The 13724-nt window shown below is 39.9% G+C and carries 10 protein-coding genes; 2 read left to right on the top strand and 8 right to left on the bottom strand.

The annotated features are described in order from the left end of the window. Positions 1 to 361: 361 nt before the first annotated feature. The 7 genes from K1I41_RS03100 to K1I41_RS03130 form a co-directional block, all read right to left on the bottom strand. Positions 362 to 1087: a hypothetical protein gene (locus K1I41_RS03100; RefSeq protein ID WP_220641224.1), complete on the bottom strand. Its 726-nt coding sequence runs from the start codon at positions 1085 to 1087 to the stop codon at positions 362 to 364. A 655-nt stretch (positions 1088 to 1742) separates the two neighbouring features. After that, the gene (gene pgi, locus K1I41_RS03105; protein WP_220641225.1) at positions 1743 to 3392 is read right to left on the bottom strand and encodes a glucose-6-phosphate isomerase; all 1650 of its coding nucleotides are present in this window, start codon (positions 3390 to 3392) and stop codon (positions 1743 to 1745) included. Positions 3393 to 3394: 2 nt separating this feature from the next. After that, entirely contained in the window at positions 3395 to 4636 is a 1242-nt protein-coding gene (locus tag K1I41_RS03110; protein ID WP_220641226.1) for a peptidoglycan DD-metalloendopeptidase family protein, read from the bottom strand. 14 nt (positions 4637 to 4650) lie between these two features. Continuing rightward, the gene (locus K1I41_RS03115) at positions 4651 to 5583 is read right to left on the bottom strand and encodes a tryptophan 2,3-dioxygenase family protein (protein WP_220641227.1); all 933 of its coding nucleotides are present in this window, start codon (positions 5581 to 5583) and stop codon (positions 4651 to 4653) included. An 11-nt stretch (positions 5584 to 5594) separates the two neighbouring features. Beyond that, positions 5595 to 6359, bottom strand: a complete 765-nt coding sequence (locus K1I41_RS03120) for a DUF3108 domain-containing protein (protein WP_220641228.1) — start codon at positions 6357 to 6359, stop codon at positions 5595 to 5597. A 300-nt stretch (positions 6360 to 6659) separates the two neighbouring features. After that, entirely contained in the window at positions 6660 to 7820 is a 1161-nt protein-coding gene (gene hppD, locus K1I41_RS03125; RefSeq protein WP_220641229.1) for a 4-hydroxyphenylpyruvate dioxygenase, read from the bottom strand. Positions 7821 to 7917: 97 nt separating this feature from the next. After that, positions 7918 to 9075 (bottom strand): homogentisate 1,2-dioxygenase, encoded by a 1158-nt coding sequence (locus tag K1I41_RS03130; RefSeq protein ID WP_220641230.1) that lies wholly within the window; start codon positions 9073 to 9075, stop codon positions 7918 to 7920. Positions 9076 to 10008: 933 nt separating this feature from the next. Here K1I41_RS03130 and K1I41_RS03135 point away from each other — a divergent pair. After that, a complete protein-coding gene (locus K1I41_RS03135) occupies positions 10009 to 11823 on the top strand; it encodes an SLC5/6 family protein (protein ID WP_255566961.1) in 1815 nt (604 codons plus the stop codon). After that, positions 11820 to 11972, top strand: a complete 153-nt coding sequence (locus tag K1I41_RS03140) for a hypothetical protein (protein ID WP_220641231.1) — start codon at positions 11820 to 11822, stop codon at positions 11970 to 11972. The genes K1I41_RS03135 and K1I41_RS03140 overlap by 4 nt, the downstream gene beginning before the upstream one ends. A 205-nt stretch (positions 11973 to 12177) precedes the next feature. On the opposite strand, the gene K1I41_RS03145 is transcribed toward K1I41_RS03140, so the two are convergent. Next, positions 12178 to 13143: a succinylglutamate desuccinylase/aspartoacylase family protein gene (locus K1I41_RS03145; protein ID WP_220641232.1), complete on the bottom strand. Its 966-nt coding sequence runs from the start codon at positions 13141 to 13143 to the stop codon at positions 12178 to 12180. Positions 13144 to 13724: the final 581 nt, after the last annotated feature.

Here is a 13724-nt window from a genome sequence, read left to right on the forward strand (position 1 = left end):
TAATACGGTTTATATATACCTACAAGGTTTTAAAAACCTCGCAGGAAGTTCTCTACAATCATAAAAAAGCAGTTTGTAAAGAGTATTCTTTTAGTCATTAAAGATAAAAAGCCTGTCTATTTAAAGACAGGCTTACTTATTATTAAGTATCAAAATACTATATCCTAACATACTTACCTAGCAATAATCTCATTACATAGTAAATAAATACTATTGCAAAGCATATTCCTCCTGTTATGAGTAAGAAATTTTCTACTGATTCGTACCCTGAACTCAAAAAAGTAAGACACAATGATACGATTAGAGCCGTTAAGCCTATTAGTCTAAGATATTTTATCAACATTTTCATATTACTATAATTTTATGGGCAGCAAAAAGATTGTATAGCCATTTCAAATCCAAAATCACCAACTCCAACAAATTTATGTGAAACCCCTCCTATAGAAGTACAACCTTGATGTTCATCAACAAACGAACGTGTTGCATACCATAAATCTGCCTCTGCTTCAGCTTGGGTAAACCCTACACCTGCGGCACGTCTTACTTTCCAAAACGGACATCCACCATTATTATTGTTCCCGTTATTTGAATTAGTTTCATACTCCTGATACGTGTAACTAGAACCGCCGTTGCCAGACTGTTGTAAGTGTGCCATAACAAGTACAAACTCTTCAACTACAAAATTTTGAATTGGTATGGTTCTAGTATTAACTAAGTTTCCATTTCTACGAAGATATGAATTTCCCGATGAATCGACAACGAGCTCGGAATTGTTCGTTTTCAAACTTGTTGAGTCATAAGTAACTGTATAGTTTGAAAAATCTACAAGTTGATCTCTGTAGTAAAAATCATTATACGTGGAGAAAGTGAGTACACTGCCAGTATCATGTATTTCTTTTACACCAAAGTCAAGTAATTCAATTATTATTTTTTTGCTATTATTTGTGGACTTAGTAACAAAATTTGTATCATAAGAGGTTGAATTACTTTCATTTATTGAGTTATCTTCGTCAGTAGAACAAGAAGATATCGTTAAGAAAGAAGTTGCTAAAGCCAAAAGTGATAGCGATTTAAAGTTTTTAAACATTTGTAATTTTTTTTAATTTATAATACGTTGAATTCAATTGTTTATATAAACACTTTAAAATGTGAAAATTTTCATTACAAATGAACTTCACGATTTTTAATCGTACAAACTAAATTTGTTAAAGTTTAAAAGGTTTAACATTGCATTAAAAACTGTTTAATATCGTATATTTAAATTATAATTTAATATTTATCTTTTATATCTATAAATGAATTACTTCGGCGTACCGCCTCACAATAACAATAAGCATTACCTACTTAATAACACAATAAAAAACACCTGCAAGGTTTTAAAAACCTTGTAGGTATAATAACGAAGTAGAAGTAGTGACTAATACATTCTTACTATCAGTTCGAGCGCATTTGAGAACGTAATAGATTACTTTGGCATACCGCATCGCAATGACAAAATGTATATTCTTATTGTATTCAAAAACACCTACGAGGTTTTAAAAACCTCGCAGGATACTACTCGTCATTGCGAGCGCAGTGTAATGCAGTGTAGCAATCTCAAAGCAGATTGCTTCGGCGTACCGCCTCACAACGACAAAGCGTACATTATTCTTATATGCAAAAACACCTGCAAGGTTTTAAAAACCTTGCAGGTGTAATACTATGTACTTTTTACTATTTGACTAATGCCTTTTGGCTATTGCCTATTTATTACGTTTGGCTAAAAAGGCTTTTAACAAGGCTGTTGTACTGCTATCGTGTGCTTTAACTTCGCCCGAATTAATTTCGCCTAAAATGGAGTTGGCTAATTGCTTGCCTAGCTCTACGCCCCATTGGTCATAACTAAATATATTCCAGATAACACCTTGTACAAATATCTTGTGTTCGTACAATGCTACTAGTGCGCCTAATGCTTCTGGGGTTAGTTTATCTATTAATAGCGTGTTGGTAGGCTTGTTACCTCTAAACACTTTAAACGGACGTAAAAAGTCGGCTTGCTCGCCTGTTACGCCTTTTGCATCAAATTCTGCCTGTACCTGTTCTTCGGTTTTACCGTTAAGTAGGGCTTCGGTTTGTGCAAAAAAGTTGGACATTAATTTATCGTGGTGGTCTTGCTTGCCGTGTAGTGGCTTAACAAAACCAATAAAATCGGTTGGGATGAGCTTTGTACCTTGATGAATTAACTGGAAAAACGCGTGTTGCGAGTTGGTGCCAGGTTCGCCCCAAATAATAGTACCCGTTTGGTAGTTTACGGGGTAACCATCGCGCCCTACGCTTTTACCGTTGCTCTCCATAATACCTTGTTGCAGGTACGGTGCTAGTTTTTGCAGGTATTGGGTATAGGGTATTAATGCCTCGCTTTCGGCACCAAAAAAGTTGTTGTACCAAATGCTAAGTAAACCGAGTACTACAGGTATATTCTGGTCGTGCGGTGCGGTGCGAAAATGCTCGTCCATGCTGTGTGCACCTTGCAGTAGTTTATCGAAGTTATCGTACCCTACTGCTAAGGCTATAGATAAGCCTACAGCACTCCATAACGAGAAACGACCACCAACCCAATCCCACATCGGGAAGATGTTTTCTTTATCAATACCAAACTCGGTAACGTTTTTTAGGTTGGTACTTACCGCCACAAAATGCTTGGCTACATCGGTTTGCGTAGCGTGTTGCAAAAACCACTCTTTTGCCGTTGTAGCATTGCTTAGTGTTTCTTGCGTGGTAAAGGTTTTAGATACAATTACAAAAAGCGTAGTTTCGGGGTTTAACCCTTTAAGGCTTTCCATAACATGGTCGCCATCTACGTTAGAGATAAAACGTACGTCCAAATGGTTTTGGTAGTACGCTAATGCCTCGGTTACCATAGCAGGACCTAAGTCGGATCCGCCAATACCTATGTTTACCACATGGGTAAAGGCTTTGCCCGTATGCCCTTTCCTGTCGCCGTTAATTACGGCATCGGTAAATTGTTTTATGTTGTTTTTAACCGCGTGTACTTCGGGGATTACGTTTTGCCCATCTACCTGTACGTTTGCCGATGCTGGCGCGCGTAGTGCGGTGTGGAGTACTGCTCTGCCCTCTGTACGGTTAATAGCATCGCCCCCAAAATAGCTTTGTATTGCACCGCTAAGATCTACCTCCTTAGCTAAATCCTGCAACAAGTGGAGCGTTTTTTGGTTTACGATGTTTTTGGAATAGTCGACTAAAAAATCATTCCACTTAATGTGGAATTTTTCGCTTCGGTTGCCGTCTTCAGCAAACATATCTTGCATCGATGCGTATTGCATATCCGCAAAATGCGCCCTTAGTTCCTGCCACGCAACAGTACCTGAGGGATTGGTGTTTTGGAGTGCCATAATTACTTTTTAAATGTGATGTTAGAGATGCTGTCCAATTCCTTTTTTAACGGCTTCATGTGTTGCATAAATGCGGGTTTATATTTTTTAGCCATTGGCTTGGAACTTGGTAATTTTTGTTTGAGCGCATCTACCTGCACCCCATTTTTCCAGAAGCGGTAACACACGTGGGGTCCTGTTGCTAGCCCTGTGCTGCCTACAAGCCCTATTACGTCGCCTTGGTTTACGTACTGCCCCCTACGCACTTTTATTTTACTCATGTGTAGGTATTGGGTGGTGTACGTACTGTTGTGTTTTATTTTTACGTAATTACCGTTACCCGATGTATAGCCTGCTGCTATAACTTTACCCGATGCAGTTGCCATAATGGGCGTACCACGTGGTGCAGCATAATCGGTACCTTTATGGGCTTTCCAGCGTTTTTGTACGGGGTGGAATCGCCTTGGCGAGAAACGCGAGCTGATACGGCTGTACTTTAGTGGTGCTTTTAAAAACATGCTACGGAGTACTTTAGCCTCTTCATCATAATAATCGGTAAGGTTTTTTTCGGGGTCTTGTTTAAAGGGGAAGGCGTATTTTTTGTTACCTCGTGTTTCAAAATAAGCAGCCTCAATACTTTCTAAACCAGCATATATGGTATCGCTAATGTAACGCTCGTTAATGGTTACGGCAAACTTATCGCCTTTTTGGATTTTAAAGAAATCAATAGACCACGCGTATATCTCGGATAGCTCTTGCGTAAGTGCAGCACTAGCACCAAGGTTTTGTACGGTTTTGGATAACGACCCCTCTATAGCTGCTGCAATGGTACGGCGTTTTATGGTAAGCGGTCGGCTGCGTTTGTAGGCTTTCGCGATGGAGTCACGTAAATCTATCACGTAATAATTTAACCTGTCGGCTTCGTACACAAAGACCTCTAAACTATCGGGATTTTTTTTGTTTTTGAGTAGCGTGTAGGGTTTACCTATACGAATGTTACGGAGGTTAAAGCTATCGCGTATTGCCTCGGTAACGTTGTATACATCGCTAGCAGAATAGCCTTGTTTTTGGAGTAATCCGCCAAAAGTATCGCCATTCTTTATAGTATCGTGTACTACATGGTAATTGTTTAGCACAAAGCCAAACTCTTTTTTTACCGTTTCTTTTTTAGCTACGGGTTGTTTTTTATCTTCTTTTTTATCATCGCCACAGGCTACTAGGGTTAGTACTAAAAGTAGGGCTGTAAGATATTTTAATTTCGGCATTTTAAATTAATCTGTTATACGTTTTCGCCCCATGTGTCCAATTCCTCCTGCGTCCATAATTCAGGGAAAAATATTCGGCGTTGGTACTTAGGGTGCATGTATTTTTTCCAGTCGCTACCTCCTGTAGCTTCCTGTGGTCCGTCTTGGCTCTCTATGTATTTTGCAGCAGCGTGGTAATGCCCCATTACCCATGTTACGTTTACGGTATAATCGTAATGGCGCATGGCTTTTACTAGCATAGCGTCCTTCTGGTCGGCTTCGGGCAGTTGTTTAAACTTACGCCAAATGTTTATGGTGTTGTATTTTTCCATATAACGCAGAAATCCTGCTTTATATTTCTTTTCAAAAGCTTTTATTAGGTAGCTTTTTTCGCCCGTTTCATAATCTTTACCTGCTGCCTGCCAATACAGGTGCTCAAAAGCATGCTCGTAAGGCGTGTTGCGGTCTATGGTTTTGCGGTAACGGTTATCTATAAGGTTAATTAAATCGGTGCTAGCAAATTCTATTAGGCGGTATTGCGCACTCTGGAAACCACTGGCTGGTGTTAGTGTGTTTCGGAATTTCATGTACTGGGCTACCTCCATACCATCGCCCATAATATCAAACGATGTGGTTAGCATATCAAAGTAACGGCTAATGCGCATTAACTTCTCGGTAAACATGCTGGTACTTGGGGCTTCGGTTTCGCAGAGTTGCTCTGCCTCCCAAAGTATCATTTTAAATAGCAGCTCGTTTACTTGGTGGTACATTATAAATACCATCTCGTCGGGCAGCGTGGTGCGTTGTATTTGTAGGTTGAGTAGTGCATCGGTTTGGATGTAATCCCAATATGTTATTGGTTTTGCCCAACGCAAGCCCTCTAGGTGGGTTTCGGTTTTTTGGTTTATGGCGCTAAATTTTTCTTCTAGTGCGCTTAGCTTATCCTGTATGGCTGTGGTTAACTCCATTGGTTATGTGTTTAGGTTGGTTTAAAGGGGTGTTTTAGCCCCTTGTATTCTACAAGATCTGCCTTTAACGAGCCTACGGCTAGGCTGGCTTTTATACGTAAAGGTATCTTATTTTTATCGTCTGATATCCAAACGGTTAAACTTTCTTCTTCTTTAAATACACGTCCTGCTTGTACGTAGGGTCTGAATACCATAGCAGAAACGTCTCCAAATTTAGTTGATAATTTTTCCCTGCCAATGAATTTGAGTTTGAATTTGGTGGTTTCGTCGTCAAAAAACATGTTTACGGTAATCGATTCTCCTATCTTTAGGTTATCCACATCGGGGTGGTTGCGCAGGTAGTAAAACGTAGATACCATATCTTGCACGTTGGCGGGTACTTTTATTACTTTTTCGGTTTTATGTTTGTAGTCTTTTACCAGTACGGTGTGGTCGTCTTGGTCAAAATAGCCCTCTTGGTTTTTGGTGTAGCCACCTTCATCTATTTTACGTACAAATTGGTAGGGTATTGTAGTTACTTTATCAAAATAACTCTCGTACCTATCGTCTACCTTAAAAAAGAAACGGGTCATGCCTGTGGTGCGCCCTTTGCCTACTACATGGTGTACGTGTTTGCCTTGCCTTACAGCATCTTTAACCTCGAGGGTGGCATAGCCTGCATTTACAATTCCGTAATGTATCCTAAATTTAAAATATTCGCCTGTAGAAAAGGCTGTTTGCGAAAACGCCCCTACGCCCATTAGTAAAAGCAAAAGTGTTGCTACGATTTTTTTCATAATCTAATTTTTGATTTGGTGACGTTAGGGATAAGGCAATTTCTGTTCCAAAAATAATAAAACAAAAAAACCCAGTCAAAATAATGACTAGGTTTTTATGCTATTAACCAACCAAAAACTATAAATTATGAAAATTTATGGCTAAGAAGGATTTATTCTGCACTACCTTCTTTTTTGCGAGTGCAAATGTATTCATATTGTTGAGGATTTTTTTGTGAAAAATCAACTTTAACACATTATCCTCAAAAAAATAGCTATTGGTTAGCCTAAAATTACACATACTGTAATTTTGAGGTTGTTTTATAATGTTCCTCGCAATGCTTGTTCGCGTTCTATGCTTTCAAACAGGGCTTTAAAGTTACCTGCTCCAAAACCACGTGCGCCCATACGTTGTATTATTTCGTAAAACAATGTTGGTCTGTCCTCTACAGGTTTAGTAAATATTTGTAATAAATACCCTTCTTCATCGGCATCTATCATAATGGCAAGGCTTTCTAGTACATTCATGTCTTCTTTCATCATCTCCATGTGCTCGCCCAATCGTTCGGGTATGGCTTCGTAATAAGCGTGCGGTGGTGCCGATAGGAATTCTACACCACGTGCTCTAAGCTCTGTAACGGTTTTTATAATATCGTCCGTAGCTATGGCAATGTGCTGTACGCCCGGACCGCCGTAAAAATCGAGATATTCTTCTATCTGCGAACGTTTTTTACCTTCGGCTGGTTCGTTTATCGGGAATTTTATACGCCCGTTACCGTTACTCATTACTTTACTCATTAGTGCCGAGTATTCGGTATGGATTTGCTTATCATCAAACGACAGGAAGTTTACAAAGCCCATTACGTCTTCGTACCATTTTACCCATTTGTTCATTTCGTTCCAACCTACGTTGCCCACCATGTGGTCTACATACTTAAGCCCTGTTGGGGTTGGGTTGTAATCGCTTTTCCACTCTTGGTAGCCTGGTAAAAATACACCGTTGTAGTTTTTACGCTCTACAAACATGTGTACGGTTTCGCCATAGGTGTAAATACCTGCGCGTACTACCTCGCCAAACTCGTCTGTTTCTACAGTTGGCTCCATGTATACTTTTGCGCCACGGCTTGTCGTTTCTTCAAACGATTTGCGTGCATCGTCCACCCAAAGGGCAATTACTTTTACGCCATCGCCGTGTTTTACAATGTGGTCGTTTATTGGAGAATCGGGGGTTAGTGGTGTGGTTAGTACTAAACGAATTTTATCTTGTTGTAGCACGTAACTCGCACGGTCTTTCATACCCGTTTCTAAACCTGCATAGGCTAACGATTGGTAACCGAATGCTGTTTTATAGTAATGGGCTGCCTGTTTGGCGTTACCCACATAAAATTCTACGTAATCTGTTCCTAAAAGTGGAAGGAAATCTTGCGCGCCCTCAAATATTTTTTCGAGACCATATTCTACGCTTTTAACTTCTTTGCTCATTGTGTCTATTTTTATATACTACCAGCTATGGGCAGTATTAATTTTTAATCTTGTTTTTTTTAGCCCCTCGCTTTCGGAGAGGGGTTGGGGAGAGGGTTTATTCTACCCAGCTTTTGTAGTACTCACCATCGTCTAACCCCATGGCTAGTTTGGTTACTTTTAGTGGGCGGAAGGTATCTACCATTACGGCAAGCTCCTCTGTTACCGTTTCGCCAATACTACGCTCGGTAGCACCAGGTGCTGGCCCGTGTGGTATGCCTTTAGGGTGCAGGGTAATGTGCCCCTGCTCTATATTGTTACGGCTCATAAAATCGCCATCTACATAGTACAGTACCTCATCACTATCTATATTACTGTGGTTGTAAGGTGCTGGTATCGATTTTGGGTGATAGTCGTACAGCCTTGGGCAGAACGAGCATATTACAAACGTACTCGTTTCAAACGTTTGGTGTATTGGTGGCGGTAAGTGTACCCTACCCGTTATAGGCTCGAAGTTGTGAATGCTAAAGGCGTACGGAAAGTTATAGCCGTCCCACCCTATTACATCAAACGGGTGTGTGGCGTATATCATTTCGTGCATCATGCCCTCTTTTTTTATTTTGATGAGGAAATCGCCTTTCTCATCGTACGTTTCAAGCTCCTGCGGTAGTTTAAAATCGCGCTCACAAAACGGCGAATGTTCTAGTAACTGTCCACTTTCGTTTTTGTAACGCTTAGGTGTGTACATTGGTGCTATCGACTCTACGTAGAACAATCGGTTATCTTCCGTATCAAAATCTATTTGGTAAATCATACCACGTGGTATAATCAAATAATCGCCGTACTCAAACGGTATGTTACCCATAAAGGTGCGCAATGTACCCGTACCTTTATGAATGAAAATCATTTCGTCGGCATCGGCATTTTTATAAAAATACTCGCGTAACGATTTACGGGGTGCTGCTAACCCAACAATACAATCGCTATTTACTAGCATGGGTTTACGGCTCTGTAAAAAGTCGTCCTCAGGCTCTAGTTCAAAACCTTTTAGTAATAACGATTTTATGTTTTTATCAATCGCTATCTCAGGTTCTACCGAGTACGATTTTACGATTTCTTTTACCTGTGTAGGGCGGTGTACTTGGTACAGTAATGAGGAGTGCCCGTTAAAGCCCTCTGTCCCGAAAAGTTGCTCGTAATAAAGCCCTCCGTCGGGTTTCTCAAACTGTACGTGCCTTTTTTGTGGAAATTCTCCAAGTTTATGGTATATAGGCATGATTAGATGTATTTAGTTATTAAACAGTAGGTTAAAAATGGAATTGTAGGTACAATTGCCTCACTCAGGATTTCTCTTAATGAGGAATTTTAAATAGCTTAATAAACCGTGCCATTGCGAATTCATGTAACAAATATCGGAAAAATTTAATTTTTGATGGTGGTTTTTCCAAAAAAATGAGAAAGATTGTAGTATTGGTAAAATTAGCTGTATTAGTTGGCAGTTTTTAGGTTGTATTACACCAAAAGCAATACTCGGTTGTAAACATTAATATTGCGCATGCACCCTCCTACAAGGTCTGTCCGATCTTGTAGGGTAGGTATTAGAATTTACAAAATGCTTTTAAAAACCTTGTAGGACATTACAATTTAGCTGTACAAGTAAAAAAGCAAACACTATAAACCAAAGGCATCATCCTGCAAGGTCTGACAGACTTTGTAGGTATAAAATAAACTGTTTACCATATAATAATAAAACCTACAAGGTTTTGAAAACCTTGCAAGGCATTACAATATAGCAACATAAATAAACACGTAAACCAAAGGCACTATCCTGTAAGGTCCGCACAACTTTGTATGTGTAAGAATTTATATCCCGTTTATAGAAAACTACAAGGTTTGAAAACCTTGCAGGATATCACAATGTAATTAGAGTGTAACAGCATAAGTAAACACTGCAAACAAAAGGTATCATCCTGCAAGGTCTGACAGACCTTGTAGGTGTAAACTACACCCGTACTAAACAAATCTACAAGGTTACAAAACCTTGCAGGATAATACACATCTAAAAAACAGGCTACTACACTTTTTGCAACATTTTAGTTAAAATGTTTTACGGATGTTTATTTTAATAGCCGTAAATCTTCACTTTTATTTGATTTTTGGTTTGTTTTCCTATCTTTGAAACCTATTTAACAAACCAATAACATTTTTTATGTCAGTAAAAGCAGAATCGTGGGGTTCAAGAGTAGGATTAATACTCGCTATGGCTGGAAATGCTGTAGGACTGGGTAACTTTTTACGATTCCCAGTACAGGCAGTACAAAACGGCGGCGGAACATTTATAATACCTTACCTAGTTTGCTTTGTGGTAATGGGGCTACCCTTATTGTTTATAGAATGGTCTACAGGGCGATACGGCGGACGTTACGGCAACCACAGTACCCCTTACATACTGGACACTATGGCAAAAGGGCGTATTTGGAAATACATTGGTGTGTTTGGTATTTTTACCAATATTGCCGTAGCTTCCTACTATTGTTACATAGAATCGTGGACGATGAGCTACGTGTACCACTCCATAATGGGTACGTTTAGCAATATGGACCAAGCGGGCATTGCCGATTTTTTCGATAAATATACTACCATAGGTAAATCGACAACGGGTATACCCTACGAAGCCGTTATATTTTACGTAGTTTGTTTACTATTAAACACTTACATACTATCTAAAGGATTAAAAGGTATTGAGCGTGTTGCCAAAATTGGTATACCAATGCTACTGCTTTTTGGTGCAATATTAGCCATTAAGGGGCTTACATTAGGTACCGATGGTGCCTCGGAAATGTTCCCTGATGCGAATGCTTGGGATGGTTTAAACTTTTTATGGACACCGCAATTCGACTCGCTTACCAACCCTAAAGTATGGCTAGCAGCCGCAGGGCAAATATTCTTTACCCTATCCGTAGGTATGGGTACCATACACTGTTATGCTGCCTACCTAAAAACAAAGGACGACGTGGCACTAAACGCCGTATCGGCAGGTTTTATGAATGAGTTTGTAGAGGTAGTACTGGGTAGCCTTATTGTAATCCCAATTGCTGCAGGATATCTTGGTTTAGACTGGGTACTGCAAAATGCAGGCTTTGGTATGGCGTTCCAAACCATGCCGTACCTCTTCCAGCAATGGGGTGAAACACTATCCGTATTTGCAGGTGTATTCTGGTTCGGATTACTCTTCTTTGCAGGAATTACCTCATCCCTCGCTATGGGTACACCCTGGATGGGCTTTATGCGCGACGAGTTTAAATGGAGTGGTAAAAAAGGCGCATGGTCGTTTGGACTTATTATCCTGTTAATGGGGCTTCCAACGGTATTCTTTTACAAGCAAGGCGTATTTGATGAGTACGATTATTGGGCAGGAACGGTAAGCCTTGTAGTATTTGCTTTCCTCGAAACCATATTATTTGCATGGATATTTGGTATTAAAAAAGGCTGGGCAGAAATTAACATGGGTGCCGATATTAAAGTACCCATAGTATTTAAGTACATGATATTGGTAGTAACACCGTTACTGTTGGCTTGGGTACTATTTAGCAGCCTACCCGATATGGCAGACAAAATTACCAACCAAGACACGAATAACAAAGAGTGGTTTACCGATACGTTTTATGCCGAAAATCTTGATGCCGATGGTGTGAAAACAGGTGTAGTAGATTCGGTAGCGACCAATTTTATAAAATTGTCGTACCAAAACGAAAAGCAGGTATATAACAAGGATTTAGACAAGCTAGAAACAGAAGTTTTTACCGACTATAAAACCTATAGCTTTAAAGACGGACAAACCGTTACAGTAAGTAAAGGCGACATTATAAAACCAAAAGATACAATTGCTACAGGTAGCTTTACCAACAATGTATTTTATAAAACACTGGGTAGGTTATTTTTAGTAGGACTATTTTTATTTATTAGCCTAGTAGTATACAGAGCATACGTTAAACGCAGAAAAGAAGGAAGGGTACACTCATGAAAACAGAAGCATTAATAACGATGGTATTGGCGCAAGGCTTTGTAATAGCAATGGCAGGGTACTTTTTTTATAAAGTACTCACTACTAAACCAAAGCAAGAACCCGACTCGTACTCGGAAAACGACGACGTTACTGACCGACAGGAATAATAACGTTTGTTTGTGGTTTAGAGTTAAGCGTTTACTGATAAAAAAACCAATCCGAAACCAATAGCCCAAACATACAGCTTGTCATTGCGAGCGTAGTGCAACGGAGCGTGGCAATCCGTTCAGATTACTTCGTCGTGCCTCCTCGTAATGACAGACCTAAAGCCTGACTGCGACTGGAGCTGCAAACTACTAATACAAAACCAACTCACTCCTCCAGTTTACTGGTAATATGAAAAACGGCATCGCCTTGGTACACAATCGGTGCATCGTTACCATTAATAATATACCCCCTATGTGGTGCCTTAAGCGCATGCTCAGACTTACCAAACGGGTCGGTAATAAGCGCAATAACATCCCCTTTTTCAACCAATTTACCTACCGAAGTAAGATTTTGCAACAACCCCGAGTAACTAGCGCGTATCCAAACCGAACGCTCTATATATACCGAAGGTACAGGTGCAGGCTTGGCGTTCTTTTTCGGGTTTAGCATATCCAAATGCGCTAAAAAACGCTTTGCACCCTTTACCCCCTCGCGGGTAACAACAGGGTTCAGGTCTAACGATTTTCCGCCCTCAAACAACAACACCTTTACGCCCAACCTACCGCAAGCATTCCTAAACGAACCTGCTATGTTTTTAGAGTACAAGGTAAACGGTGCATTAAACACATCGGCAAGCGCACGCAATTCAGGGTTATTCGGTACAATCCGAATTTGAGGCGCATTAAAACGGCTTGCCCCTCCAGCATGAAAATCAACACAATAATCAATATGTGGAATAATTTCGTGCAACAAATGCCATGCAAAACGACCTGCTAACGACCCACGCTGACTACCCGGGAAAACCCTATTCAGGTCGCGCCCATCCGGAAACTCCCTACTCTTATTAATAAAACCAAAAATATTAATAACAGGCATGCAAATAATAGTACCTCGTTTGGGCTTGTTAATTTTGCGTACAATTAGCTGGCGTACTATTTCAGTACCATTAATCTCATCACCGTGCAAACCTGCACAAAACAACACCACAGGTCCGTCCTCAGTAGCACGCTCTACAATAATGGGTACTTTAAGCTTGTTCATGGTATGCAAGCGTGCAATTTCCATGTTAATGGTTTTACTCTCCCCCAACGAAACCGTTTCGCCAAGTATTGTTATATCACTATCAGCCATAAAGTTATTTTATACGTGTAAAAGTAGCTATTAAACCAATATGTTAAATATTTATGAGCTATAAATATCAGCCCATACAAAACGAACTCCTGCAAGGTCTGGAGTACCTTGTAGGTATGGTTTACATATTAGTATATAAACTACACTATACCTACAAGATTTCAAAAATCTTGCAGGAAAACAACAAGTGAACTCTACTTTGTAATCATATAAAAGTACAACACAGTAATCTGCAACGATTGCGGCGCTACACCCGCAAACTAAGATAAAGGTCAAATTGAAAAAGTATATATTAAATGCTTATCAGGTATAAATACCAGCCCATACAAAACCAATTCCCGCAAGGTCTGGAATACCTTGTAGGTGTAGTGTAATGCTCTAATTTTTAACCAATAATAGGTAAAACCTACAAGATTTCAAAAATCTTGCAGGAAAACAACAATAGGTTAAATACCCGCATGTCATTACGAGGAGGCACGACGAAGTAATCCGAATATGGATTGCCACGCTCCGTTGCACTACGCTCGCAATGACAAACCCAAAATCTTTAACTGAAAACTGTACCTCATGACTGAAAACTG

Source organism: Flavobacterium litorale, from assembly GCF_019613795.1.
Classification (GTDB): Bacteria; Bacteroidota; Bacteroidia; order Flavobacteriales; family Flavobacteriaceae; genus Flavobacterium; species Flavobacterium litorale.